This window comes from Pantoea sp. sgz302252, assembly GCF_047713085.1.
Lineage (GTDB): Bacteria > Pseudomonadota > Gammaproteobacteria > Enterobacterales > Enterobacteriaceae > Scandinavium.
The window spans coordinates 25,474-51,069 of record NZ_JBLFJW010000020.1 but is presented as its reverse complement, the minus strand read 5'-3'; the positions used below and the strand labels follow the sequence as shown (position 1 = coordinate 51,069).

Below are 25,596 nucleotides of genomic sequence, written 5' to 3'. Positions count from 1 at the left end.
ACGCGATAAAAAAAGCGTTTCGAGCGCGACTTTTGTGGAATGCGTGGCAGCTTCAGAGAAATCAGCGTTGTTGCAGGAATAAACAAAGAAATCAGGAAAACAGTACGCAAAAGGGAAGAAACTGAGGCAAAAAGTGTGACGGGGGCTACGTCACTCAGCGGCGACGTGTATAATAGGCTCGTATGTAGACTTTCTTTCGACTCACATACACAAGACTCTCATGGCTCAAGGCACGCTTTATATTGTTTCTGCCCCTAGTGGCGCGGGTAAATCCAGCCTGATTCAGGCATTACTGAAAACCCAACCGTTGTATGACACCCAGGTTTCTGTTTCGCACACCACGCGCGCGCCGCGTCCTGGTGAAGTGCACGGTGAACACTATTTCTTTGTGAATCACGACGAATTCAAAGAAATGATCGACAGAGATGCGTTTCTTGAGCACGCAGAAGTGTTTGGCAATTATTACGGCACCTCGCGTGAAACCATCGAGCAAGTGCTGAAAAGCGGCGTTGATGTGTTTCTCGATATCGACTGGCAAGGCGCGCAGCAAATTCGCAAAGCGATGCCAGAATCACGCAGTATCTTTATTCTGCCGCCGTCGAAAGACGAATTAGACCGCCGTCTGCGGGGTCGTGGTCAGGATAGCGAAGAAGTCATTGCCAAACGCATGGCGCAGGCGGTTGCAGAAATGAGCCACTACGCTGAGTATAATTACCTGATTGTGAACGATGATTTTGATACCGCCCTCGGCGATTTGAAAACCATCATTCGTGCTGAACGTCTGCGCATGAGCCGCCAAAAGCAGCGTCATGACGCTTTAATCAGCAAACTATTGGCAGACTGAACCCACATTCAGTATCATGCCCAGTCATTTCTTCACCTGTGGAGCTTCAACTATATGGCACGCGTAACTGTTCAGGACGCTGTAGAGAAAATTGGTAACCGTTTTGACTTAGTACTGGTCGCCGCGCGTCGCGCTCGTCAGATGCAGGTGGGCGGTAAAGATCCGCTGGTTGCGGAAGAAAACGATAAAACCACCGTTATTGCGCTGCGCGAAATCGAAGAAGGTCTGATCAACAACCAGATCCTCGACGTGCGTGAGCGCCAGGAGCAGCAAGAGCAGGAAGCCGCAGAACTGCAGGCCGTCACCGCCATTGCTGAAGGTCGTCGTTAATTAACCCTGCGGGTCGCCCTTGTATCTGTTTGAGAGCCTGAATCAACTGATTCAAACTTACCTGCCTGAAGACCAAATCAAACGTCTTCAGCAGGCTTATCTCGTTGCACGTGATGCTCACGAGGGACAAACACGCTCAAGCGGTGAACCCTACATCACGCACCCGGTAGCCGTTGCCTGCATTCTGGCCGAGATGAAACTCGACTATGAAACGCTGATGGCCGCCCTGCTGCATGATGTGATTGAAGATACCCCCGCCACCTACCAGGACATGGAGCAGCTTTTTGGTAAAAGCGTTGCTGAACTGGTAGAAGGGGTGTCGAAACTTGATAAGCTCAAGTTCCGCGACAAGAAAGAGGCGCAAGCCGAAAACTTCCGCAAGATGATTATGGCGATGGTGCAAGATATCCGCGTCATCCTCATCAAACTCGCCGACCGTACCCACAATATGCGCACGCTGGGCTCTCTTCGCCCGGACAAACGTCGCCGCATCGCCCGTGAAACGCTGGAAATTTACAGCCCGCTGGCCCACCGTTTAGGTATTCATCACATTAAAACTGAGCTCGAAGAGCTGGGTTTTGAAGCGCTGTACCCGAACCGCTATCGGGTCATCAAAGAAGTGGTGAAAGCCGCGCGTGGCAACCGTAAAGAGATGATTCAAAAAATCCTCTCGGAAATCGACGGGCGTTTGCAGGAAGCGGGCATTCCCTGTCGCGTCAGCGGTCGTGAAAAGCATCTCTACTCCATCTACTGCAAAATGGTGCTCAAAGAGCAGCGTTTTCACTCGATCATGGATATCTACGCTTTCCGCGTGATCGTTCATGACGTTGATACCTGTTATCGCGTGTTGGGGCAGATGCACAGCCTGTATAAGCCACGTCCTGGCCGTGTGAAAGACTACATTGCCATTCCAAAAGCGAACGGCTATCAATCTTTGCACACGTCCATGATCGGGCCTCATGGCGTGCCGGTCGAAGTGCAAATTCGCACCGAAGACATGGACGTGATGGCAGAGATGGGTGTTGCCGCACACTGGGCTTATAAAGAGAACGGCGAGAGCAGTACCACCGCGCAAATCCGCGCCCAGCGCTGGATGCAAAGCCTGCTGGAACTGCAGCAGAGCGCGGGTAGCTCATTTGAATTCATTGAGAGCGTAAAATCTGATCTCTTCCCGGATGAGATTTATGTTTTCACCCCGGAAGGCCGCATTGTCGAACTTCCCGCTGGCGCGACACCGGTCGATTTCGCCTATGCAGTGCACACCGATATCGGTCACGCCTGCGTGGGCGCACGTGTCGACAGGCAGCCTTATCCATTGTCTCAGCCGCTCAGCAGCGGTCAGACCGTGGAAATCATCACCGCACCGGGCGCTCGCCCGAATGCCGCGTGGCTGAACTTTGTCGTCAGCTCCAAAGCGCGCGCCAGAATTCGCCAGTTGCTGAAAAACCTTAAGCGTGATGATTCCGTGAGCCTCGGCCGTCGTCTGCTCAACCATGCGTTGGGTGGCAGCCGTAAACTGGCTGAAATTCCTCAGGAAAACATCCATCGCGAGCTGGTGCGTATGAAGCTTGCGACGCTGGACGATTTGCTGGCTGAAATCGGCCTTGGCAACGCCATGAGCGTCGTGGTGGCGAAAAACCTTCAGCAGGGCGAAGCCAGCGCAGCGCAGCCAACGCCTGCCGGTCACGGTCATCTGCCGATTAAAGGCGCGGACGGTGTGCTGATCACCTTTGCTAAGTGCTGCCGCCCTATTCCAGGCGATCCCATTATCGCCCACGTTAGCCCAGGCAAAGGGTTGGTTATCCACCACGAGTCCTGTCGAAACATTCGCGGTTACCAGAAAGAGCCGGAAAAATTCATGGCGGTCGAATGGGATAAAGAGACCGAACAGGAATTTATCACCGAAATTAAGGTGGATATGTTCAACCATCAGGGTGCGTTGGCGAATCTTACCGCCGCGATTAACACCGCCTCGTCGAACATTCAGAGCCTGAATACCGAAGAGAAAGATGGTCGCGTCTACAGCGCCTTTATTCGTCTGACGGCACGCGATCGCGTCCATCTGGCTAACATCATGCGTAAAATTCGCGTCATGCCGGATGTGATTAAAGTCACCCGTAACCGAAACTAGTGTTATGAATCCACAGCGTTATGCGCGTATCTGTGAGATGCTCGCCAGGCGTCAGCCTGATCTGACGGTCTGCATGGAGCAGGTCCATAAACCCCATAACGTCTCGGCGATTGTTCGCACTGCCGATGCCGTCGGCGTCCATGAAGTGCACGCCGTCTGGCCGGGCAGCCGCATGCGTACCATGGTGTCTGCCGCTGCAGGCAGCAATAGCTGGGTGCAGGTGAAAACCCATCCGACCATTGGTGAAGCCGTTAGCACGTTGAAAGGTCGCGGGATGCAAATTCTTGCCACGCATCTGTCTGATAAAGCCGTCGATTTCCGCGAAATAGATTACACCCGCCCGACCTGTATTCTGATGGGTCAGGAAAAAACCGGCATTAGCCAGGAAGCGCTGGACCTTGCGGATCAGGACATTATTATCCCGATGACGGGCATGGTGCAGTCTCTCAACGTTTCCGTGGCATCCGCCCTGATCCTCTATGAAGCGCAGCGCCAGCGACAAAACGCAGGCATGTACAAACGTGCCAACAGCATGCTGCCTGATGAGGAACAACAGCGCCTGCTGTTCGAAGGCGGCTACCCGGTGCTGGCACACGTGGCGAAGCGCAAGAAGCTGCCTTATCCGCATGTGAATACCCAGGGCGAAATCGAGGCAGACGAAGCCTGGTGGTCCACCATGCAGGCGGCGAAATAGCCATGAAAGGCCGCCTGCTGGATGCCGTGCCGCTCAGCGCACTCACTGGCGTTGGCGCTGCGCAGACAAGCAAACTGGCGAAAATCGGCCTGTTAAACGTACAGGATTTGCTGCTTCACCTGCCGCTACGCTACGAAGATCGCACCCATCTTTACCCTATCAACGACCTGCTGCCGGGCATTTACGCCACGGTAGAAGGTGAGGTGCTCAACAGCAACATCACCTTCGGCGGCCGCAGAATGATGACCTGCCAGATAAGCGATGGCACCGGCATCCTCACCATGCGCTTCTTTAACTTCAACGCGGCGATGAAAAATAGTCTCGCCACAGGCCGCCGCGTGCTGGCTTACGGCGAAGCGAAGCGTGGAAAATACGGCGCTGAGATGATCCACCCTGAATACCGCATTCAGGGCGATTTAAGCGAGCCGGAATTACAGGAAACGCTGACGCCGGTTTATCCCACAACGGAAGGCGTACGCCAGGCGACGTTGAGGAAACTGACCGATCAGGCGCTGGATTTACTCGATACCTGCGCCATTGCCGAACTGCTGCCGCCGGAACTTGCGCAAGGGTTGATGAGCCTTCCTGAAGCGTTGCGCACCCTTCATCGCCCACCGCCGTCATTGCAGTTAACCGATCTGGAAAGCGGCCAACATCCCGCCCAGCGCCGTCTGATTATGGAAGAGCTGTTGGCGCATAACCTCAGCATGCTTGCTCTGCGTGCTGGCGCGCAGCGTTATCATGCCGAGCCGCTCAGCGCCAAAGACGACCTCAAAAACGGCCTGCTGGCAGCGTTGCCGTTCAAACCCACTGGCGCACAGGCGCGAGTGGTGGCCGAAATTGAAAAAGACATGGCGCAGGATATCCCGATGATGCGCCTGGTGCAGGGCGATGTCGGTTCAGGTAAAACACTGGTTGCAGCCCTTGCCGCACTGCGGGCTATTGCTCACGGCAAGCAAGTTGGACTGATGGCACCGACAGAATTGCTGGCAGAACAGCATGCCAACAACTTCCGTAACTGGTTTGCGCCGCTCGGCATTGAAGTAGGCTGGCTTGCTGGCAAACAGAAAGGGAAAGCGCGTCTGGCGCAGCAGGAAGCCATTGCCAGCGGTCAGGTGCAGATGGTTGTCGGCACGCATGCCATTTTCCAGGAACAGGTGCAATTTAACGGCCTGGCATTGGTTATCATCGACGAACAGCACCGCTTTGGCGTGCACCAGCGTCTGGCGCTGTGGGAAAAAGGCCAGCAGCAGGGCTTCCATCCTCACCAGTTGATCATGACCGCAACGCCCATCCCACGCACCCTGGCGATGACAGCCTATGCCGACCTGGATACTTCGGTCATCGACGAACTCCCACCAGGACGCACACCTGTGACAACCGTTGCCATTGCTGATACACGTCGCAACGAGATTATTGACCGGGTACGTAACGCCTGCACACACGAAGGCCGCCAGGCTTACTGGGTTTGCACCCTGATTGAAGAGTCCGATTTACTGGAAGCACAGGCGGCGGAAGCCACTTGGGAAGAGCTGAAAATCGCTCTGCCAGAACTGAATATCGGCCTTGTTCATGGGCGCATGAAACCCGCGGAAAAACAGGCAGTGATGCAGGCCTTCAAACAAGGCGAGCTGCACCTGCTGATTGCCACTACGGTGATTGAAGTCGGCGTGGATGTGCCCAACGCCAGCCTGATGATTATCGAGAACCCGGAACGCCTGGGGCTTGCACAGCTGCACCAGCTTCGTGGGCGCGTCGGGCGTGGCGCGGTCGCTTCTCACTGTGTACTACTCTATAAAGCGCCGCTGTCGAAAACAGCGCAAAAACGTCTGCAGGTCTTACGCGACAGCAACGACGGTTTTGTGATTGCGCAAAAAGACCTGGAAATCCGTGGTCCGGGTGAATTGTTGGGCACGCGCCAGACCGGGAACGCTGAATTCAAAGTCGCTGACTTGCTGCGCGATCAGGCCATTATTCCCGATGTTCAGCGCATCGCACGCCACATTCACGAAAAATATCCGCAGCAGGCTTTGGCGTTAATTGAGCGCTGGATGCCGGAAACCGAACGTTATTCCAACGCGTAGCCCTTCGCGGCTGCGTGCCATTTTAGCTTTCACAATGAGTACGTTATGAGACGAGAACTTGCCATCGAATTTTCGCGTGTGACTGAGGCTGCCGCCCTGGCGGGCTATAAATGGCTGGGCCGTGGTGACAAAAACACCGCAGATGGCGCAGCGGTTAACGCGATGCGCATCATGCTCAATAAGGTCAACATCGACGGCACCATCGTGATTGGCGAAGGTGAGATTGATGAAGCGCCTATGTTGTTTATCGGCGAGCAGGTTGGTACGGGCAACGGCGATGCCGTGGATATCGCCGTAGACCCTATTGAAGGCACCCGCATGACAGCAATGGGTCAGGCCAACGCGCTGGCGGTGCTGGCGGTGGGCGATAAAGGCTGCTTCCTGAACGCGCCAGATATGTACATGGAAAAGCTGATTGTCGGCCCTGGCGCGAAAGGCGTTATCGACCTCAACCTGCCGCTGGAAACGAACCTGCGCAATGTTGCGATTGCTCTCGATAAGCCCCTCGAAGAACTGACTGTCACCATTCTGGCGAAACCCCGTCACGATCAAGTGATTGCCGAGATGCAGAAGCTTGGCGTGCGTGTCTTCGCAATCCCGGATGGTGACGTTGCGGCCTCCATTCTGACCTGCATGCCAGACAGCGAAGTGGATGTGCTTTATGGTATCGGCGGTGCGCCAGAAGGCGTGGTGTCTGCGGCAGTGATTCGCGCGCTGGATGGTGATATGCACGGTCGCCTGCTGGCTCGTCATGACGTCAAAGGCGATTCTGAAGAAAACCGTCGTATTGGCGAGACTGAGCTGGAACGTTGCGCGGCAATGGGCATTGAAGCCGGGAAAGTGCTGCGTCTGGATGAAATGGCCAGGAGCGATAACGTGATTTTCTCTGCCACGGGCATCACCAAAGGTGACCTGCTGGACGGGATCACCCGCAAAGGCAATATCGCCACCACGGAAACACTGCTTATCCGTGGCAAATCGCGCACCATCCGCCGTATTCAGTCCATTCACTATCTGGACCGCAAAGACCCGGAAATCCAGCTGCACATCCTGTAAATCATTTGTCCGCAAGAGCTTTCCAGCCTGTTAAGGGCTGGAAATCTTCTTCTCACCTGGCGAAGATAGCACTATCAACGCAACGAGGAGAAAATCATGGCGGATTGGGTTACCGGAAAAGTCACCAAAGTCGAGAACTGGACAGATGCCCTGTTCAGCCTCACCGTTCATGCCCCCGTTCACCCTTTTACGGCCGGACAATTCACCAAGCTTGGGCTGGAAATTGACGGCGAGCGCGTTCAGCGCGCTTACTCCTACGTCAACGCACCCAATAACCCCGATCTTGAGTTCTATCTGGTCACTGTGCCGGAAGGCAAGCTTAGCCCTCGGCTGGCAGCCTTGAAGCCCGGGGATGAAGTGCAGTTGGTGAGTGAAGCGGCAGGGTTCTTCGTGCTGGATGAAGTGCCAGACTGCGACACATTGTGGATGCTGGCGACCGGTACAGCGCTCGGGCCGTACCTGTCGATTTTGCAGGAAGGCAAAGATCTTGAGCGTTTCAATAATCTGGTGCTGGTACACGCGGTGCGTTTCGCCGCAGATTTAAGCTATTTGCCGCTGATGCTGGAGCTACAGCAACGTTACGAAGGGAAACTGCGGATTCAAACCGTGGTGAGCCGTGAGAACGTTTCTGGCTCATTAACAGGACGCATTCCGGCGCTGATTGAAAACGGCTCGTTAGAAGAGGCGGTTGGCCTGACGATGATGGCCGACAACAGCCACGTGATGCTTTGCGGCAACCCGCAAATGGTGCGTGATACGCAGCAATTGCTGAAAGAGTCCCGGCAGATGACCAAACACCTGCGCCGTCGGCCGGGCCATATGACCGCTGAACACTACTGGTGATCAGCGGTATTTCACATCCTGAGTTTCTTTGCCGTATTTATTTTCGCCCTGGGTGCCCACAAACGCACCCAGATCGATAAGCATCATCACAATTATGAGCGTGGGGATAAACCGCCCAACGCCCCATTGCCAGACGCCAGGCAGCACGGCCCAGTTACCGGCCAGCAGCATCCAGGCCAGCACCATCAACAGTGCCCAGATGCCTGATTTTCCTCGGTCATGCAGGCGTTTTACCGTCACGGCGGCTGTCGGCCACAACAGGCACACCAGCGCGAAGGCGGCGGTTTGCAGATTCAGCCAGCCGCCACCGGCCAGCGTGAAGAGGACAATCATCGCCAGCACCCAGATGCCCATCCAAATCCAGAAGTCACGGCGCCCGATGCGCCCTTTAATCGAAAATAGCCACTGCTGTAGGGTCATGGAAGATTCCTGATTTTCATAATGCCGCGTAGTTTACCCTGAAGTGGTCTCTTTTTGACAAGCGGGGCCGTTTACCGTTTTAATCGTCAGCATGAAAATGCTCAGGTGGTATCAATGACGAAATGGCTGACTCTGTGTTTTATCGGGCTTGCAACGCTGGTTGCCGGGCCGTACGCGCTATCTGCTGAACCCGCCGACACCACCACTGCGCCTTACTTACTGCCCGGTTCACCGACGTTTGACCTCTCCATTAGCCCATTCCGGGAGAAGTTTAATGCCGACAATCCAACCCTGCCGTTAAACGAGTTTCGTTCCATCACCACCAGCCGCGATCAGCTTGCGTTGACTCGCGCGGCCAGCAAAATTAACGAAAATTTGTATGCCTCGACCGCGCTTGAGCGCGGCACGCTGAAGATAAAGTCGATGCAGATAACCTGGCTGCCGATTCAGGGCCCGGAACAGAAAGCCGCCAAAGCGAAGGCCTACGAGTACATGAGCGCCATGATTCGCGTGTTCACCCCATCAATCACCAAAGCGCAAAGCCTGCAGAAACTGCAAAAATTGTTCGCAGCCGGAAAAAGTAAACGCTATTACAGTACCAGTGAAGGTGCCATCCGCTATGTTGTCGCGGACAACGGCGAAAAAGGGCTAACCTTCGCCATTGAACCGATTAAGCTGGCGCTATCTGAGTCACTGCAAGGCAACAATAAATGACAAAAAGCAAAGCCTTTCCCGCGCCGGATCTCTATACTGTTTCACAGACCATGCTGCCCTGACGGGCGGCCATCTTCCTTAATTCGCTTAAGTAGCGTGGAGAATTCAAATGCGACATCCTTTAGTGATGGGTAACTGGAAACTGAACGGCAGCCGCCACATGGTAAACGAGCTGGTAACTAACCTGCGTAAAGAGCTGAGCGGCGTGACCGGTTGTGACGTAGCCATCGCTCCACCAGAAATGTACCTCGATCTGGCAAAACAGGCCGCTGGCGGCAGCCACATCAATCTGGGCGCGCAGAACGTTGACCTGAACCTGTCTGGCGCATTCACCGGTGAAACCTCTGCGGAAATGCTGAAAGATATCGGTGCTCAGTACATCATTATCGGTCACTCAGAGCGTCGTACTTATCACAAAGAATCTGACGAGCTGATCGCCAGGAAATTCGCTGTGCTGAAAGCGCAGGGTCTGACGCCGGTTCTGTGCATCGGTGAAACTGAAGCAGAAAACGAAGCGGGCAAAACTGAAGAAGTTTGTGCACGTCAGATTGACGCCGTGCTGAAAACTCAGGGCGCAGCCGCTTTCGAAGGCGTAGTTATCGCTTACGAACCAGTATGGGCAATCGGTACTGGCAAATCTGCCACTCCAGCTCAGGCTCAGGCCGTTCACAAATTCATCCGTGACCACATTGCTAAAGCAGACGCGAAAGTGGCTGAGCAAGTGATCATCCAGTACGGCGGTTCTGTTAACGCGGCAAACGCAGCAGAGCTGTTCACTCAGCCGGACATCGACGGTGCGCTGGTTGGCGGTGCTTCCCTGAAAGCAGACGCTTTCGCGGTGATCGTTAAAGCAGCAGAAGCAGCAAAACAGGCTTAATCGCTGTTTGCGAACCCGAAGGCCCGGTCATCGCGACCGGGCTTTTTTTTTCAGCAAGTCTACGACGACAGGAGAAACAGGTAAACGCCAGAACGGGTAGGCTTATTTCAGGATTTCACAGCCGTGATCCTGAATTTCCTCGGCGGAAGCCAGATTGAACGTCAGCAGATTGCGCTCGGTAGCGAGCAACACAAACGTCCCATCATTCTGCTGCACCATCGCCAGCGCGAAGCGTCCCATATGTTCACGCGCTTCAGGCACCTCTTCTGCCAGCATCAGGAAGGGGCTTTTTTGCGCCAGCTCTGTTTCCGTGACCCGACGGGCAAGATACTTATGCCCGCGCAGGCCATCAGGCAAAGGTAACCAGCGGCTGCTGATGGTGTCAGAACTGGCGTTTAGCTGTTCACGCACATCAGAACGTAAGCAGGAAATATGAATATGGAAATGATTCTGCGTGCGCCCGGTGCGCGAATTGATCGTCAACGACACCGCTGAATCTGGCACTGGCGTGCCGTGGCGAGCACTCATCACCTGGCGGTTTTGCCAGGCCTGCCAGAAGAAATTTGGCGTATGCGGGTTCAACAGCAGCGGGCTTTCCGTGCCGTTAATGCGATATGTCGGCATCAGCAGATACTGCAGCGGCCCGTTGCGGTCTTTGAACAGCACGTAGCCGCCCTTCAGGTTGACCGAAGCACAAGGTGCAGGAGACTGATGTTGCTGCTGATTCGGCACGCACTGGTCGATAACAAAATGGCGCAGTGCATCCGGATTCCCTTTCGGGTACAGCCACACGCCAGCGCCCACCAGCAGTAAGATGACAATCAACAAACCGACAAGACGGCGCTTTTGCTTAGACATGTGATTTTCCTGAGTGATGAAGTAACCTCAGATATAACATACCTTTATGAATTTTTGTCGCACCGACATTACCAGTAGCCCAGCCAGTGCCACCACACCGAGCCTGTCATACCCCAGATAATCAGGTTCACCACGCTCATCACCAGCCCGGTTTTCCACCATTCACCCAGCGTGGCGTAGCCCGAGCCAAAGATGATCGGTGCCGTGCCGGTGCCGTAATGCGTGAGCGACATCATCAGCGATGAAGAAAAACCGAGCATCAGCCCCAGCAGTGCAGGAGGCGCGCCCAGCGCCAGCCCGGCGGCAAAAAAGGCGGCGAACATGGCGGTGATATGCGCTGTCGTGCTGGCAAAAAAGTAGTGCGAATAGACATAAAGCAGAACTAAAAACAGTGTCGCCACGCTCCAGTGCAGACCCAGACTATCGATGGTTGTGCCGATACTGGTCGCCAGCCAGCTCACCAGGCCGAGCTTGCTGAGAAATTCCGCCATCATCACCAGCGCAGCAAACCAGACGATGGTGTCCCAGGCGCCCCGGCATTTGAGGATATCGTCCCAGTGCAGCACGCCAGTTAGCAGCAGAATCGACAGCCCAATCAGCGCGGCGCTGGTCGGGTTGACCGTCCAACTGCTGCCCATCACAAACGCGGGAACACCTGCCCACAGACACAATAGCAGCGCAAACACGCCGAGGGTGATTTTCTCTGCCAGAGACAACGGCCCGAGCTCATTGAGCTTCACGCGGGCAAACTGCGGCGCATCAGGTGTTTTCGTGATGGCTGGCGGATAAAGCCACCAGATGACCATCGGCATCACCAGCAGCGACACTGCCGCAGGCAGTAAGGCGGCAATGGCCCACATGCCCCACGTCATCTCCAGCACGCCATCAGTGCCTTTCATCATCAGATTAACAATCAGCGGGTTAGGTGCTGTAGCGGTGATAAACATCGCCGAACTTATCGGGTTGATGTTGTAGTTGACCAGCGCCAGATAGCGGCCTGTCGAGCCGTTTTCGCTGTTACCGGGCTGGGAGCCGAGACTGTCAGCAATGGCGCGCATCACGGGATGAATGATGCCGCCGCCACGCGCGGTGTTGCTTGGTGTGACAGGCGCAATCAGCGTTTCAGCCAGCGTCAGCGCCCAGGCAATGCCCAGCGTTCGTTTGCCAAATAAGGCAATGAAGCCGTAGCCAATACGCACGCCAAGGCCGGTTTTCAGCAAACTTTGCGACAGCATTATCGACAAGCCAATCAGCCAGATGAGCGAATTCGAAAACCCGCTTAATGCATCATTCAGCGCGGCAGCAGGCTTGCCAGGGTTGGTGACCCCTGTCATCGCCACCAGCATGATGGCGATAATCGCAATCGCCCCGATCGGCATCGCTTTGCCGATAATGGCCGCAATGGTACCGATAAAAAGCGCCAGCAAATGCCAGGCTTGCGGCGTGACGCCATGGGGTACAGGGATGATAAACCAGATGACAAAAGTGATAGCGACCGCGATGAGCGCGGGCCACGGGCGAACCGGCGTTAATCTGTCCATGCCTCATTCCTTGATTGTCCTCCACGCTTCTGCGTGTCAGACCATTAACCGCTGTTCATGGCTAAAAAACAATCAGGGAAATCAATAATTCGTAAGACAGGCCGGGTAAGCAACAGCGCCACCCGGCAATCTGGTGAGAGTTAGCGCTGGCTAATCTGATCGAAGGTGCCGCCGTTAGAGAAGTGCTCTTTCTGCGCTTTCGCCCAGCCGCCGAACGCCTGATCGATGGTGAACAACTTCAGTTTCGGGAATTCGCTTTCATACTTTTTCGCCACGTCAGCATCGCGAGGACGGTAGTAGTTTTTCGCGACAATGTCCTGCCCTTCTGGCGAGTAGAGGTATTTCAGATAAGCATCGGCGACTTCGCGGGTGCCTTTCTTATCCACCACTTTGTCGACAACCGACACCGTTGGCTCAGCCAGAATCGACTCACTTGGCGTCACGATTTCAAACTTGTCTTTGCCCAGTTCTTTGGTCGCCAGCAGGGCTTCGTTTTCCCAGGCGATCAGCACATCACCAATGCCACGCTCAACGAAGGTGTTGGTTGAGCCGCGAGCGCCGGAGTCCAGCACTTCCACGTTCTTATACAGCGCCTTCACGAAATCCTGAGCTTTGGCCTGATCGTTGTTGTTGTGATGCAGCGCGTAGCCCCAGGCCGCCAGATAGTTCCAGCGTGCGCCCCCAGAGCTTTTCGGGTTCGGGGTAATCACGGAAACGCCCGGTTTAACCAGATCGTTCCAGTCATGAATCTGTTTCGGGTTGCCTTTGCGCACCAGGAACACGATGGTCGAGGTGTAAGGTGCAGAGTTGTCCGGCAGACGTTTGAGCCAGTTTTTGTCGATGCGCCCACGTTCAGCAATCGCATCCACATCGTAAGCCAGCGCCAGCGTGACCACATCGGCCTCGATACCGTTGATAACAGAAGTGGCCTGCTTACCAGAACCGCCGTGCGACTGACGGATAACGACGTCATCACCGGTCTTCTGTTTCCAGTAAGTGCTGAAAGCTTTGTTGTAGTTGTCGTACAGTTCACGCGTCGGATCGTACGACACGTTCAATAACTGAATGTCTTTTGCCAGAACGCCGGCAGATGCCAGCAGAAGCGTTAACCCCAGGCCTAACTTGTTCATCGACCGCTCTCTTATGTGATGTTGTGATGAGCGTAGCCTGCCAGAAACGAACCAGATGATTAAAGAATAAAAAAAGATTGGCTATAACGTGAGGATATAAAGCGGAGTAAGCAAAACACCCTTCCGAAGAAGGGTGTTGGGGGACGTTACACTTCTTCCATGCGGCCCAGCAGCGCCTGCAGACGTTCCTGCCAGCCGTGTTGCTGTTCTTTCAGCTGGCTGTTTTCGCGCTCAAGGTCTTCACGACCGTGCTGTGCGTTCTGCACTTCCTGAGCCAGGGAATTGTTCTTCTCTTTCAGCTCTTCGATTTCCATCTGCAGCAGAGTGATGGTATCAATCGCCTGCTGTACTTTAGATTCCAGTTTCTCAAACACTTCTAATGACATCGTCATACCTCTCCTGAATTTGCAAGGCGTTGAACTCGTCCCGGAACCCCGGCGACGCCTTAACGAAAATAAGCGCACTGCTCTGCTTGCGATTGTATGGAGCGCCGCCCTCCCTGTCCAGCGCCGGGGCACGTAGATCGTGGTTTGCAACACTTTTCGGTCTACACCTGGAGCGTTCGGGTAAATCCCCCTTAATTGTTAATCCATTCGTTAAATGAATGGTTCGAAGATCACCCTTTTCATGGTCAGTATGCGCGCTTCATCGCGCGAAAACGCTCATTTTATTGACGAGGCACACAGATTTTGATTTCGATATTTCTCGTTTTTGCTCGTTAACGATAAATTAACACTATGCCTACATGGCAGCATGGTCGTCTTCGACCTCCATGTTCACAATAATCATTCATCTGTCTTCAGGATCCGATCATGAGTCAAACATCAACCTTAAAAGGCCAGTGCATTGCCGAGTTTCTGGGTACCGGGTTGTTGATCTTCTTCGGTGTTGGATGCGTAGCGGCGCTAAAAGTTGCAGGCGCGAGCTTTGGTCAGTGGGAAATCAGTATTATCTGGGGTCTGGGCGTGGCGATGGCCATTTACCTGACTGCAGGGGTTTCCGGCGCACATCTGAACCCGGCAGTAACGATTGCACTCTGGCTGTTTGCCTGTTTCGATGGGCGCAAAGTTGTTCCCTACATCCTTTCTCAATTTGCCGGCGCATTTTGCGCAGCGGCGTTGGTTTACGGGCTTTACTACAATCTTTTCATCGACTTTGAACACACGCACAATATGGTGCGCGGCAGCGTCGAAAGTCTTGATCTGGCAGGTATCTTCTCTACTTATCCGAACCCACATATCAATTTTGTGCAGGCCTTCGCGGTAGAAATGGTCATTACCGCTATCCTGATGGGCGTTATCCTTGCGCTCACGGATGACGGCAACGGCGTGCCTCGTGGCCCAATGGCGCCCCTGCTGATTGGCTTGCTGATTGCGGTGATTGGCGCATCAATGGGGCCGCTGACCGGCTTTGCGATGAACCCGGCGCGTGACCTGGGCCCGAAAACGTTCGCCTGGCTTGCGGGTTGGGGCAACGTTGCCTTCACCGGCGGCAAAGATATCCCTTATTTCCTGGTGCCGCTGCTCGCGCCGATTGTTGGCGCGTCGCTCGGAGCCTTCGGCTATCGCAGGCTGATTGGCCGCAATTTACCGTGCGATGTCTGCGTGGTGGAAGAGAAAGACACCACCAGCAGCACCTCACAACAAAAAGCTTCGCTGTAATCTGACTACGGGACTTAAGCATATGACCGACAAAAAATATATCGTTGCGCTGGACCAGGGGACAACCAGCTCCCGCGCCGTCGTCATGGATCACGACGCCAATATCGTCAGCGTTTCACAGCGCGAATTCGAACAAATTTATCCTAAGCCAGGCTGGGTTGAGCACGACCCAATGGAAATCTGGGCTTCCCAGAGCTCCACGCTGATTGAAGTGCTGGCTAAGGCCGACATCAACTCCGACGAAGTGGCAGCCATCGGCATCACCAACCAGCGTGAAACGGCGATCGTCTGGGATAAAGAAACCGGTAAGCCAATTTATAACGCCATCGTCTGGCAGTGCCGCCGCACCGCAGAAATCTGCGAGCAGCTCAAGCGCGACGGCATGGAAGAGTATGTCCGCAAAGCGACCGGTCTGGTTATCGACCCGTACTTCTCCGGCACCAAAGTGAAGTGGATTCTGGATCACGTGGAAGGCGCACGTGAGCGAGCGAAAAAGGGCGAACTGCTGTTCGGGACCGTTGATACCTGGCTCATCTGGCGTATGACGCAGGGCCGCGTGCACGTCACCGACTACACCAACGCCTCGCGTACCATGCTGTTTAACATCCACGAGCTGGACTGGGATGGCAAAATGCTCGACGCGCTGGACATCCCACGCGCGATGCTGCCGGAAGTGCGCAAGTCTTCCGAAGTGTACGGCCAGACCAACATCGGTGGTAAAGGCGGTACGCGTATTCCGATCGCCGGCATCGCGGGTGACCAGCAGGCAGCGCTGTTCGGCCAGCTGTGCGTGAAGGAAGGGATGGCGAAGAACACTTACGGCACAGGCTGCTTTATGTTGATGAACACCGGGGAAACCGCGGTGAAATCTGAGCATGGCCTGTTGACGACTATCGCCTGCGGCCCGAAAGGCGAAGTGAACTACGCTCTGGAAGGCGCGGTGTTCATGGCGGGCGCGTCCATTCAGTGGCTGCGTGATGAAATGAAGCTGATCAACGACGCTTTCGATTCCGAATATTTCGCCACCAAAGTGAACGACACCAACGGCGTGTATGTGGTGCCAGCGTTCACTGGCCTGGGCGCGCCATACTGGGACCCGTATGCTCGCGGTGCTATTTTCGGCCTGACCCGTGGCGTGAACTCGAACCACATTATCCGTGCCACCCTGGAATCCATCGCCTATCAAACACGCGATGTGCTGGAAGCGATGCAGGCAGACTCCGGCATTCGTTTACACGCCCTGCGTGTGGACGGTGGCGCAGTTGCCAACAACTTCCTGATGCAGTTCCAGTCCGACATTCTGGGCACCCGTGTAGAGCGTCCGGAAGTGCGTGAAGTGACAGCGCTTGGCGCGGCGTATCTGGCCGGTCTGGCGGTTGGCTTCTGGCAGAATCTGGATGAGCTACAGGAAAAAGCAGTGATTGAGCGTGAGTTCCGTCCAGGGATTGAAACCACCGAACGTAACTACCGTTACAGCGGCTGGAAGAAAGCGGTGAAACGCGCGCTGGCGTGGGAAGATCACGAGTAAGCGTGTGAAACGAAAATGCCCGGTGGCGCTTCGCTTACCGGGCCTACACCCCCATCAAAACTGTAGGCCCGGTAAGGCGTAGCCGCCACCGGGCATTTTTTAGCCAAACATTGGCAGCAGCAGATACAGCTTAATCACCAGCGCGTTGACGATATCGATAAAGAACGCACCGACCATCGGCACCACCAGGAACGCCATGTGTGAAGGACCAAAACGTTCGGTGATGGCCTGCATATTGGCAATCGCCGTTGGCGTTGCGCCCAGGCCAAACCCGCAATGCCCGGCCGCCAGCACCGCTGCGTCGTAGTTTTTACCCATGATGCGGTAAGTCACGAAAATCGCATACAGCGCCATCGCCACAGTCTGCACCGCCAGAATCGCCACCATCGGCAGCGCCAGCGAGGCCAGTTCCCACAGCTTCAGGCTCATCAATGCCATCGCAAGGAACAGGGATAACGAAACGTTGCCCAAAATCGAGACTGCACGCTCGAACACGCGATAGAAGCCCAGCAGCGCCAGACCATTACTCAGAATCACACCTATAAACAGCACGCAAACGAACGTTGGCAGTTCAAGCACCGTGCCCACCAGCAATTGCGCAACGATTTTGCCCAGCGTGATACAGATAGCGATCATCGCGATGGTTTCAATCATCACCAGCGAGGTGATCATGCGCCCCACGTCCGGTTTTTCAAACGCGGTCGGCACGGCCTGATCTTCTGGCGTACCGTCAGGAGTCGAAGAGTGTTTAACCAGATAACGGGCAACCGGGCCGCCAATCAGGCCCCCCAGCACCAGGCCGAAGGTGGCGCAAGCCATGGCAACTTCTGTCGCATTGGCGAAGCCGTAGCGTTCAACAAACAACTTGCTCCAGGCCGCACCGGTTCCGTGACCGCCAGACAGCGTAATAGACCCGGCCAGCAGGCCCATCAGCGGGTCGAGGCCCAGCATTTTCGCCATCCCGATACCAATAGCGTTCTGCATTAACAGCAGTCCGACCACCACAATCAGGAATGAACCCAGCACTTTCCCGCCAGAACGCAAGCTCGCGAGGTTGGCGTTCAGGCCAATAGTCGCGAAGAAAGCCAGCATCAGCGGGTCTTTCAGGCTCATATCAAAGTCGATTTCCCAGCCCATGCTTTTTTTGAGCACCAGCAAAGCGACAGCAACCAACAGGCCACCGGCAACCGGTTCGGGGATAGTGTATTTTTTGAAAAAGGGAACGGTGTGGACCAGTTTGCGTCCTAACAGCAACACCAGCGTTGCGGCAACAAGCGTCGATAGGGTATCGAGATGAAACATAAAAGCTCCTTGTTTGCGCATGATCCAATGACACGCGACGTCTCTTCCTGTAGCGAAAAGTTCTCTTTGTTTAGAATCAGGAGCCGAATTCTACGCAAAAGGCAGCTAAAATTAACAGAAAAAGTTATCGCACTTGGTGAATTTTGCGACAAAACAAGCATAAACAGCATAAAAAACTGCTCGCTTATTCATCCTTAATATATTAGCCGCAACCGTTTGCTTTTGCCTGGCAGTCCGTTAAAATCCCCCTTTTTCCACCACGGATCGCCTCTGAACATGTCAGTGAATACTCTCGAAGCTGAAAATTCGCAATCGATTGCGCAGTCACAAAACAGCGAGCTTATCTATCGTCTTGAAGACCGCCCGCCTCTGCCGCAAACCTTATTCGCCGCCTTTCAGCACCTGCTGGCGATGTTTGTCGCGGTCATCACGCCGTCCCTGCTGATTTGCCAGGCGCTCGGCTTACCGGCGCAGGATACGCAGCACATCATCAGTATGTCGCTGTTCGCTTCGGGGGTGGCTTCGATTATTCAGATTAAAGCCTGGGGGCCTGTCGGCTCTGGCTTGCTCTCTATTCAGGGGACGAGCTTTAACTTTGTTGCACCGCTGATCATGGGCGGCACCGCGTTGAAAACCGGCGGCGCAGATGTGCCGACAATGATGGCGGCGCTGTTTGGCACACTGATGCTGGCGAGTGTGACGGAAATGGCGCTTTCCCGAGTATTGCATCTGGCACGTCGCATTATCACCCCGCTCGTTTCTGGCGTGGTGGTGATGATCATCGGCCTGTCGCTGATTCAGGTTGGCCTGACGTCCATTGGCGGGGGTTATGCAGCCATGGCCGATCACACCTTCGGCGCACCCAAAAACCTGCTGTTGGCGGGCGTGGTGCTGGCGCTGATTATCCTGCTTAACCGCCAGCGTAACCCTTACCTGCGTATAGCCTCTCTGGTGATTGCGATGGCGGCGGGCTACCTCGCGGCGTGGATGATGGACATGCTGCCGCAAAATACCACCCCGACCAATCAGGCGCTGATTACCGTGCCGACCCCGTTTTATTATGGCCTGGGCATTGACTGGAACCTGCTGCTGCCGCTGATGCTGGTGTTTATGATCACCTCTCTGGAAACCATCGGCGACATCACTGCCACCTCTGACGTCTCCGAACAGCCAGTCTCCGGCCCGCTGTATATGAAGCGCCTTAAAGGCGGCGTGCTGGCGAATGGCCTAAACTCGTTTGTCTCTGCGGTGTTCAACACCTTCCCGAACTCCTGCTTTGGTCAGAACAACGGCGTTATCCAACTGACCGGTGTTGCCAGCCGCTACGTGGGCTTTGTGGTTGCGCTGATGCTGATTGTCCTCGGCCTGTTCCCGGCGGTGAGTGGTTTTGTGCAGCACATTCCTGAGCCGGTTCTGGGTGGCGCGACGCTGGTGATGTTCGGTACCATCGCGGCTTCCGGCGTACGTATCGTTTCGCGTGAACCGCTGAATCGCCGCGCAATTATGATTATTGCGCTCTCACTGGCTGTCGGCATGGGCGTTTCTCAGCAGCCGCTGATCCTGCAGTTCGCGCCTGACTGGCTGAAAAACCTGCTCTCCTCCGGTATCGCCGCAGGCGGTATTACCGCGATTGTTTTGAATCTGGTTTTCCCGCCGGAAAAGAACTGATCGCCATCACGGCGGCGATTACAAGCGTCGCCGTGACATTTTATTAAACGAATCCCTCCTTGAGGATTGCGCACAAATCGTGCATAACTCCTTTATGTGCCCCTCACTGGATGGAAGACGATGAAATTTATCGGGAAGCTGTTGTTCTGGCTGTTGATCGCCGTGCTGCTGGTTGCGCTGGCGTTCTACTTTTTACTGCAAACCCGCTGGGGTGCGCGCCAGGTTAGCGGCTGGATTTCAACCCACACCGGTTACCACATTGTCTTTGATGCGATGGATCATCGCTTCTCTTCGCCTTCACATATTCTGTTGAAAAATGTCACCTTTGGCCGCGATGGCAAACCCGCCACGCTGGTTGCCAAAACGGTCGATATTGGCCTGAGCAGCCGCCAGCTCACCGATCCGCAGCATGCTGACACCATCACCTTGCAGGACGGAACGCTGAACCTGATGTCCTCTACCGCGCCGTTCCCCTTTGAAGCCGACACCTTGCAACTCAGCAATATGGCCTTTAACAGCCCGGAAACCGGCTGGGATCTCAGCGCACAACGTGTGACGGGTGGCGTCTCGCCGTGGGTGCCCGAAGCCGGAAATGTGCTGGGCAAACAGGCTCAGATTCAGATGAGCGCAGGTTCAATGACGCTCAACGGTATCGAAGCCAATAACGTGCTGGTGCAAGGCAGCATCGATAACGGCGTGGTGACGCTGGGCACCATTGGCGCAGACATCGCGCGTGGCTCGCTCACCGGGAATGCCAAACGTAACGCCGACGGCAGCTGGCTGGTCGACAGCCTGCGCCTGACGGACATCCGTTACCAAAGCGACAAATCACTACAGGATTTCTTCGCTCCGCTCACCACCTTGCCGTCGTTAGCTATCGGCAGCCTGGAAGTGACCGATGCTCGCTTACAAGGCCCAGACTGGGCGATTGCCGATCTTGATTTGAGCTTGCGCGACCTGACGCTCAGCAAAGGCGACTGGAGCAGCGACGGCGGCCGCCTGTCGATGAATGCCGATGAGTTCATCTACGGTTCGCTGCATTTTATCGATCCTATTTTGAACACTGAGTTCTCTCCACAAGGCATCGCAGTACGCCAGTTCACCTCCCGCTGGGAAGGCGGCATGGTGCGCACATCCGGTAACTGGTTACGCAATGGCAAAGCGCTGGTGCTGGATGACGCCGCCGTGGCCGGGCTGGAATACACGTTGCCGAAAAACTGGAAACAGCTGTGGGCGGATCAACTTCCGCAATGGCTGCAAAGCGTAACCCTGAGCAAATTCACCGCCAGCCGAAACCTGGTTATCGACATCGACCCGGACTTCCCGTGGCAGCTCACTTCCCTTGACGGCTACGGCGATAATCTGCAACTGGCGAAAAACGGCAACTGGGGTGTCTGGCGCGGCAATGCAGCGTTGAATGCCGCCGCGGCAACGTTTAATCGTGTGGATGTGCGCCGTCCTTCGATAAAACTGGTGGCGAATGATTCCGTGGTGAACATCAACGAGCTAAGCGCCTTCACCGAGAAAGGCATTCTGGAAGCCACAGCCGCCGTCTCGCAGCAGCCTCAGCGCGAAGTCGCCATTAGCCTGAACGGTCGCGGTGTGCCGCTGGATATCCTGCAACAATGGGGCTGGCCAGTGCTGCCGATTACCGGCGATGGCAACCTGCAGCTAAAAGCCCACGGCAACGTGCAGGCCAGCGCCCCGCTTAAACCAACGGTCAGCGGGCAACTGCACGCCATCAATATGAATAAGCAGGAAGTGACGCAGACGATGACCAACGGCGAAGTGAGTACTGCTCAGCCTGTGGTGCCAGCGCCAACTCAGGGTGTGCCAGCTGCGGAACCAGCTCCGTTCTGATCCCCTCTCCCTCAGGGCGAGGAGGGAATAAAAGCCAGCACCGATCGGTTCCCTCTCCCTGAGGGAGAGGGCCAGGGTGAGGGGGAAATCTCACACCGCGCTCCAGATTTACATTCCACGCCTTTACCCCCATAAAACCAGTGCACATTTTGTGGCTGTTTGTACCTATTTTTCGCAACCTGTTCCGCTTCCTCCTGCCACTTGTTATAACTTTCTCACTGGAAGTCCAAACCAATAATTAAAACGCCCTACAAGAAAGGAACAGCCATTATGTCTGGAATACGTCAACGTATTCTGGAGAATATGCAAACGTTCTCCAGAGCAATGATCGGCGCAGTTCTGTTTTTACCGGTAATCGGTTTAATTCTGGCTTTAAGCTCAGTCTTAACCAATCCAACCCTTATTCCCGAAACCAGTTTTTTGCATAATCTCGGGCAGCTTTTAGGGGATACTTTCTGGCCATTATTTGGCAACCTCGGTTTATTATTCTGTATCGGCATCAGTTACGGTCTGGCGAAAGATCGTAAAACGGAAGTCGCACTGGTTTCGGTGATGTGTTTTATTATGTTTTTAGGCGCGAACCATTCGTGGCTGGAATTCACCCATCGTATTGCTGAAAAAATTAATGGCGAATATTACGGCACCGGACAAACCCAATTATTAGGTTTTGTGGTTGTCGACATGGGGGTATTCCTCGGGATTATTCTCGGCTGCACTATCGCCTGGGTTCACAATAAAGTCTCCAGCGTGGAACTGCCTGGCGCGCTGTCGATGTACGGCGGTGCCAAGCTGACGCTGATTGCCATGACACCTGTCGTTATCTTTTACGCCATCGCCTTTACGTGGATCTGGCCGTTTATAACTCACGGTATCACCGCGCTCACCGGTTTTATGAAAAACGCCGGTGTGGCGGGCGTGTTCGTCTACGGCTTCTTTGAAAAATTCCTGATCCCAACCGGACTGCATCACTTCGTCTGGTCGCCGTTCCAACTGACGCAAATTGGCGGCACGCTGAGCGTGGACGGGCAAACTGTGTCGGGCACTCAGGCGATTTTCCTCGCCTACATGCGTCACCCGGATTTAACCCCAGTGATGAACGAAGCGCTGCGGTTCTCTCAGCAAGGCATGACGACAATTTTCGGTCTGGCAGGTGCATCGCTGGCGTTCTATCACACCGCGAAGCCTGAGAAGAAAATGCTGGCAAAAGCCATCCTGCTGCCCGCGATCATCACCTCAATGCTGACCGGGATAACCGAGCCTATTGAGTTTACTTTCCTGTTCATCTCGCCGCTGCTGTGGGTTATTCACGCTACGCTGACAGCCGCGTCACAGGCCATTTGCGACATCTTTACCGTGCGCCCGTGGGGAGCTGCCGGACTGATTGAGTTTCTGATTTACAACCTGCCTCTGCCGGTCGGCCTGACTCGCTGGCCGCTATATATCGTCATCGGCATTGGGCAGTTCGGTGCTTATTACGTGATATTCCGTACGCTGGTTGTGAAGTTAAATCTGAAAACACCCGGCCGTGAAGATGACGATGAGGTCAAACTCTATAACAAAGCGGACTACCGCGAAAAAATCAAAAATAAAACCCATTCCAGCAACGCCGTTACCGACGACATTATTAAAGGCCTGGGTGGCAAAGAAAATATTATTTCCGTCGACAACTGTTTCACCCGTTTACGGGTCGCCATTCACGATATGAGTCTGGTCGACGACACGATATTAAAAAGCACAGGCGCTAATGGCGTGGTGCGTAACCGAAATGAAGTTCAGGTTATTTATGGCGTTAAAGTCGGGCAAGTCCGTACTCACGTTGATACCTGGCTGGCAACGCATTAATCAGGAGGAATCATGAAATTAACCGTATTAGGGGGCGGCGGGGTTCGCTCGGCCTTTCTGGCAAAATCACTTGCCTATAACGCGCATCGCATCGGCCTGAAAGAAGTCGTTTTCCTCGACAGTTCTGCAGAAAATCTGGCTGTATTTGGTGAAATTGCCCGTTATGTGTTTAACACCATTCGCCCGGATATTCACTTCAGCCTGACGACCGATCCGGTCGAAGCGCTAAAAGGGGCTGGTTTCGTCATCACCACTCTGCGTGTGGGAGGCGATGAAAGCCGTATTCACGACGAACGGGTCGCACTGGAACACAATACGCTAGGTCAGGAGACAACGGGTGCCGGTGGTTTCGCGATGGCGATGCGTTCCATTCCGGCCATTCTCAACTACTGCCGTCTGATTGAAGAGCATGCTGCCCCGGATGCCATTTTGTTCAACTTCACCAACCCGTCGGGGCTGGTCACCGAAGCGATCATTAAGTCGGGCTTTAAGCGTCGGGTGTATGGCATTTGCGATGCGCCTTCAGAATTGATTCGCGAGCTGCCGTCAATTCTTGGCTGCGATGAGCGAGATTTGCAGGTTGAGTGTTATGGCCTGAACCACTTCTCGTGGTTCACCAACTTTACCGTGCGCGGCGAAGATGTGACGGAGAAGCTGATTAACAGCCCTGCGCTTTACAGCCACACCTGCATGCAATATTTCGAGCCGGAGCTGGTGAAGCAGTGCGACAACCAGTTGCTCAACGAATATCTCTATTACTACTACTATCGGGAAGAAGCGCTGAAAGCGATTCAAAACGCTCAGGAAACCCGCGGTGAGCAGATTGCCCGCATCAACCGGGATATGCGCAAAGAGCTGGCGACTATCGACGTGAAAGCCAACCCAGCAGCGGCATTTGATATCTGGATGAAGCACTATCTGAAGCGCGAAAACAGCTACATGCAGAGCGAATCGCAACAGGAAAAATTCAACACCCGCGAACCGTTAACGTTGCAGCAGTTTATTGAAGAGCCAGATACCGGCGGCTATGCCGGCGTGGCGCTGGATATTCTGGAAGCGGTGAACAGCGATACCACCAAACGTATCGTGGTGTCGCTTTCCAATAACGGTACGCTGGATTTCCTGCAGCCGGACGATGTGATTGAAATCAGCTGCGATCTCAGCAAATCCGGACTGAAGCCAGTGACGCCGCGCCACGTGCCGGTTGCGCAGAAGAACATGATCTCCTGCGTGAAAGAGTACGAGCGCCTGGCCGTGGCCGCCATACTCAACAAAGATCGTGCGCTGGCGGTACGAGCCCTGATGGCACACCCGCTTGTCGCCTCGTGGTCGCTGGCGAACAAACTGGTTGATGCTTACCTGAACGACGCTCACTGCGAAGGCTGGTAATCACGCTTCGGGGGCATCGGCAGGTGCCCCCACGCCAGTTTGACGGAACCAGAGTTTCAGCAGATGTTCAAACCCCAGAATGCAGTAACCGAAGAACGGATTGCTCCAGTAAATATCATCATCGTATTTTTGCGGATCGTGAATGATAAACGCCGTATCGGCCGCCTGAGCCAGAGGACTTTGATAATCACCGGTAAAGCAAATCAGATCCGTGGCTTTGCCCTCCAGTGCTTTGACCCAGTTTAACGCTGAACTGCTGCGGCCCGATTTGGAAATAATCCAGATAGCATCAAATTTGGTCGCATTCTTTTGTTCCAGAATTTCATAGTCCGGCCACAGGGCCAGGCTGGCATTCACGCCAATCACCAGGAATTTATTATAAATATATTGGGCAATAAGCTGTGAAAACCCGCTGCCATGAATCAATATCCGCTGATGTTGTAGGCCATTAAGGACATCGGACAGCCGTTCCGGTGGCTGCGTTTTCATAAAATCCACATCATTTGTCACATCGAGTTTCGGCATCGTGATATTAAATTTGATAAAATAGACCAACTCCAGCCAGCCACTAAACTTTAATTTCTTTGCCAGGCGAACAATGGAGGAAGGGTTGCTGTAACAGCGTTCTGCCACGGCTCGAATGCCATCGCGAAGGCATTGTTCGGGGTCACTCTGAATACAGCGCAAGACGGTAATCTCGGTCTTGCTTAACTTGACGTCACGAAAGATATTTTCCAGTTCCATATATCACCCTCAATGTATTACAAGGACGGTATCAGATATGATGAAAGTAGACTGTGTGGTTACTCACTCATTCATGACAA

Annotated in this window: 22 protein-coding genes; 15 read left to right on the top strand and 7 right to left on the bottom strand. The window is 54.4% G+C overall.

From position 1 onward, the window contains the following. Positions 1–220: 220 nt before the first annotated feature. The 7 genes from gmk (at position 221) to fpr (ending at position 7,982) form a co-directional block, all read left to right on the top strand. Positions 221–844, top strand: coding sequence for a guanylate kinase (gene gmk, locus ACLW56_RS15735; protein WP_330984688.1), 624 nt, complete (start codon positions 221–223; stop codon positions 842–844). 54 nt (positions 845–898) lie between these two features. After that, positions 899–1,174: a DNA-directed RNA polymerase subunit omega gene (rpoZ, locus tag ACLW56_RS15730; RefSeq protein ID WP_031523238.1), complete on the top strand. Its 276-nt coding sequence runs from the start codon at positions 899–901 to the stop codon at positions 1,172–1,174. A 19-nt stretch (positions 1,175–1,193) separates the two neighbouring features. Continuing rightward, a complete protein-coding gene (spoT, locus tag ACLW56_RS15725; protein WP_330984687.1) occupies positions 1,194–3,305 on the top strand; it encodes a bifunctional GTP diphosphokinase/guanosine-3',5'-bis pyrophosphate 3'-pyrophosphohydrolase in 2,112 nt (703 codons plus the stop codon). 4 nt (positions 3,306–3,309) lie between these two features. Continuing rightward, entirely contained in the window at positions 3,310–3,999 is a 690-nt protein-coding gene (gene trmH / locus ACLW56_RS15720) for a tRNA (guanosine(18)-2'-O)-methyltransferase TrmH (protein WP_330984686.1), read from the top strand. 2 nt (positions 4,000–4,001) lie between these two features. Further along, complete coding sequence (gene recG / locus ACLW56_RS15715; RefSeq protein WP_330984730.1) at positions 4,002–6,083, top strand: ATP-dependent DNA helicase RecG; 2,082 nt, start codon at positions 4,002–4,004, stop codon at positions 6,081–6,083. 45 nt (positions 6,084–6,128) lie between these two features. Continuing rightward, positions 6,129–7,139, top strand: coding sequence for a class II fructose-bisphosphatase (gene glpX / locus ACLW56_RS15710; protein ID WP_330984685.1), 1,011 nt, complete (start codon positions 6,129–6,131; stop codon positions 7,137–7,139). A gap of 96 nt (positions 7,140–7,235) precedes the next feature. Continuing rightward, complete coding sequence (gene fpr / locus ACLW56_RS15705; protein WP_330984684.1) at positions 7,236–7,982, top strand: ferredoxin--NADP(+) reductase; 747 nt, start codon at positions 7,236–7,238, stop codon at positions 7,980–7,982. Here the strand turns inward: fpr and ACLW56_RS15700 are convergent, their stop codons facing one another. After that, entirely contained in the window at positions 7,983–8,402 is a 420-nt protein-coding gene (locus ACLW56_RS15700; RefSeq protein ID WP_330984683.1) for a DUF805 domain-containing protein, read from the bottom strand. It abuts the gene before it with no gap. A gap of 114 nt (positions 8,403–8,516) precedes the next feature. Between ACLW56_RS15700 and ACLW56_RS15695 the strand changes: the two genes are divergently transcribed. Beyond that, positions 8,517–9,116 (top strand): DUF1454 family protein, encoded by a 600-nt coding sequence (locus ACLW56_RS15695; RefSeq protein WP_330984682.1) that lies wholly within the window; start codon positions 8,517–8,519, stop codon positions 9,114–9,116. Positions 9,117–9,225: 109 nt separating this feature from the next. After that, a complete protein-coding gene (tpiA, locus tag ACLW56_RS15690; RefSeq protein WP_330984681.1) occupies positions 9,226–9,993 on the top strand; it encodes a triose-phosphate isomerase in 768 nt (255 codons plus the stop codon). Between the two features lie 102 nt (positions 9,994–10,095). Here the strand turns inward: tpiA and ACLW56_RS15685 are convergent, their stop codons facing one another. The 4 genes from ACLW56_RS15685 to zapB all read right to left on the bottom strand — a co-directional run bounded on the left by ACLW56_RS15685 (position 10,096) and on the right by zapB (position 13,914). Beyond that, on the bottom strand, positions 10,096–10,851 hold the full coding sequence (locus ACLW56_RS15685; RefSeq protein ID WP_330984680.1) for a CDP-diacylglycerol diphosphatase: 756 nt from the start codon (positions 10,849–10,851) through the stop codon (positions 10,096–10,098). A 68-nt stretch (positions 10,852–10,919) separates the two neighbouring features. Further along, positions 10,920–12,392, bottom strand: a complete 1,473-nt coding sequence (locus tag ACLW56_RS15680) for a DASS family sodium-coupled anion symporter (RefSeq protein WP_330984679.1) — start codon at positions 12,390–12,392, stop codon at positions 10,920–10,922. A 140-nt stretch (positions 12,393–12,532) separates the two neighbouring features. Then, a complete protein-coding gene (locus ACLW56_RS15675; RefSeq protein WP_330984678.1) occupies positions 12,533–13,522 on the bottom strand; it encodes a sulfate ABC transporter substrate-binding protein in 990 nt (329 codons plus the stop codon). A gap of 146 nt (positions 13,523–13,668) precedes the next feature. Then, positions 13,669–13,914, bottom strand: a complete 246-nt coding sequence (gene zapB / locus ACLW56_RS15670) for a septal ring assembly protein ZapB (RefSeq protein ID WP_330984677.1) — start codon at positions 13,912–13,914, stop codon at positions 13,669–13,671. A 420-nt stretch (positions 13,915–14,334) separates the two neighbouring features. Between zapB and ACLW56_RS15665 the strand changes: the two genes are divergently transcribed. Further along, positions 14,335–15,183, top strand: a complete 849-nt coding sequence (locus ACLW56_RS15665) for an MIP/aquaporin family protein (protein WP_330984676.1) — start codon at positions 14,335–14,337, stop codon at positions 15,181–15,183. A gap of 22 nt (positions 15,184–15,205) precedes the next feature. Next, positions 15,206–16,711 carry a glycerol kinase GlpK gene (gene glpK, locus ACLW56_RS15660; RefSeq protein ID WP_330984675.1) on the top strand — a complete coding sequence of 502 codons (1,506 nt, stop codon included), beginning with the start codon at positions 15,206–15,208 and terminating at the stop codon, positions 16,709–16,711. Between the two features lie 99 nt (positions 16,712–16,810). On the opposite strand, the gene gltS is transcribed toward glpK, so the two are convergent. After that, positions 16,811–18,013 (bottom strand): sodium/glutamate symporter, encoded by a 1,203-nt coding sequence (gene gltS, locus ACLW56_RS15655; protein WP_330984674.1) that lies wholly within the window; start codon positions 18,011–18,013, stop codon positions 16,811–16,813. A 276-nt stretch (positions 18,014–18,289) separates the two neighbouring features. Between gltS and ACLW56_RS15650 the strand changes: the two genes are divergently transcribed. From ACLW56_RS15650 to ACLW56_RS15635, 4 genes are all read left to right on the top strand, one after another. Next, positions 18,290–19,681, top strand: a complete 1,392-nt coding sequence (locus ACLW56_RS15650) for an NCS2 family protein (protein ID WP_330984673.1) — start codon at positions 18,290–18,292, stop codon at positions 19,679–19,681. 120 nt (positions 19,682–19,801) lie between these two features. Further along, positions 19,802–21,541: an AsmA family protein gene (locus tag ACLW56_RS15645; RefSeq protein ID WP_330984672.1), complete on the top strand. Its 1,740-nt coding sequence runs from the start codon at positions 19,802–19,804 to the stop codon at positions 21,539–21,541. 270 nt (positions 21,542–21,811) lie between these two features. Further along, the gene (locus ACLW56_RS15640; RefSeq protein ID WP_330984671.1) at positions 21,812–23,383 is read left to right on the top strand and encodes a PTS transporter subunit EIIC; all 1,572 of its coding nucleotides are present in this window, start codon (positions 21,812–21,814) and stop codon (positions 23,381–23,383) included. A gap of 12 nt (positions 23,384–23,395) precedes the next feature. Next, on the top strand, positions 23,396–24,772 hold the full coding sequence (locus ACLW56_RS15635; RefSeq protein WP_330984670.1) for a glycoside hydrolase: 1,377 nt from the start codon (positions 23,396–23,398) through the stop codon (positions 24,770–24,772). Here the strand turns inward: ACLW56_RS15635 and ACLW56_RS15630 are convergent, their stop codons facing one another. After that, positions 24,773–25,516, bottom strand: a complete 744-nt coding sequence (locus tag ACLW56_RS15630; protein ID WP_330984669.1) for a MurR/RpiR family transcriptional regulator — start codon at positions 25,514–25,516, stop codon at positions 24,773–24,775. It abuts the gene before it with no gap. Positions 25,517–25,596: the final 80 nt, after the last annotated feature.

Excerpts from the sequence above, each read along its gene's own strand:
- gmk (WP_330984688.1), top strand. The coding sequence starts at position 221 with ATGGCTCAAGGCACGCTTTATATTGTTTCTGCCCCTAGTGGCGCGGGT.
- rpoZ (WP_031523238.1), top strand. The coding sequence starts at position 899 with ATGGCACGCGTAACTGTTCAGGACGCTGTAGAGAAAATTGGTAACCGT.
- trmH (WP_330984686.1), top strand. The coding sequence starts at position 3,310 with ATGAATCCACAGCGTTATGCGCGTATCTGTGAGATGCTCGCCAGGCGT.
- recG (WP_330984730.1), top strand. The coding sequence starts at position 4,002 with ATGAAAGGCCGCCTGCTGGATGCCGTGCCGCTCAGCGCACTCACTGGC.
- glpX (WP_330984685.1), top strand. The coding sequence starts at position 6,129 with ATGAGACGAGAACTTGCCATCGAATTTTCGCGTGTGACTGAGGCTGCC.
- fpr (WP_330984684.1), top strand. The coding sequence starts at position 7,236 with ATGGCGGATTGGGTTACCGGAAAAGTCACCAAAGTCGAGAACTGGACA.
- ACLW56_RS15700 (WP_330984683.1), bottom strand. The coding sequence starts at position 8,402 with ATGACCCTACAGCAGTGGCTATTTTCGATTAAAGGGCGCATCGGGCGC.
- ACLW56_RS15695 (WP_330984682.1), top strand. The coding sequence starts at position 8,517 with ATGACGAAATGGCTGACTCTGTGTTTTATCGGGCTTGCAACGCTGGTT.
- tpiA (WP_330984681.1), top strand. The coding sequence starts at position 9,226 with ATGCGACATCCTTTAGTGATGGGTAACTGGAAACTGAACGGCAGCCGC.
- ACLW56_RS15685 (WP_330984680.1), bottom strand. The coding sequence starts at position 10,851 with ATGTCTAAGCAAAAGCGCCGTCTTGTCGGTTTGTTGATTGTCATCTTA.
- ACLW56_RS15680 (WP_330984679.1), bottom strand. The coding sequence starts at position 12,392 with ATGGACAGATTAACGCCGGTTCGCCCGTGGCCCGCGCTCATCGCGGTC.
- ACLW56_RS15675 (WP_330984678.1), bottom strand. The coding sequence starts at position 13,522 with ATGAACAAGTTAGGCCTGGGGTTAACGCTTCTGCTGGCATCTGCCGGC.
- zapB (WP_330984677.1), bottom strand. The coding sequence starts at position 13,914 with ATGACGATGTCATTAGAAGTGTTTGAGAAACTGGAATCTAAAGTACAG.
- ACLW56_RS15665 (WP_330984676.1), top strand. The coding sequence starts at position 14,335 with ATGAGTCAAACATCAACCTTAAAAGGCCAGTGCATTGCCGAGTTTCTG.
- glpK (WP_330984675.1), top strand. The coding sequence starts at position 15,206 with ATGACCGACAAAAAATATATCGTTGCGCTGGACCAGGGGACAACCAGC.
- gltS (WP_330984674.1), bottom strand. The coding sequence starts at position 18,013 with ATGTTTCATCTCGATACCCTATCGACGCTTGTTGCCGCAACGCTGGTG.
- ACLW56_RS15650 (WP_330984673.1), top strand. The coding sequence starts at position 18,290 with ATGTCAGTGAATACTCTCGAAGCTGAAAATTCGCAATCGATTGCGCAG.
- ACLW56_RS15645 (WP_330984672.1), top strand. The coding sequence starts at position 19,802 with ATGAAATTTATCGGGAAGCTGTTGTTCTGGCTGTTGATCGCCGTGCTG.
- ACLW56_RS15640 (WP_330984671.1), top strand. The coding sequence starts at position 21,812 with ATGTCTGGAATACGTCAACGTATTCTGGAGAATATGCAAACGTTCTCC.
- ACLW56_RS15635 (WP_330984670.1), top strand. The coding sequence starts at position 23,396 with ATGAAATTAACCGTATTAGGGGGCGGCGGGGTTCGCTCGGCCTTTCTG.
- ACLW56_RS15630 (WP_330984669.1), bottom strand. The coding sequence starts at position 25,516 with ATGGAACTGGAAAATATCTTTCGTGACGTCAAGTTAAGCAAGACCGAG.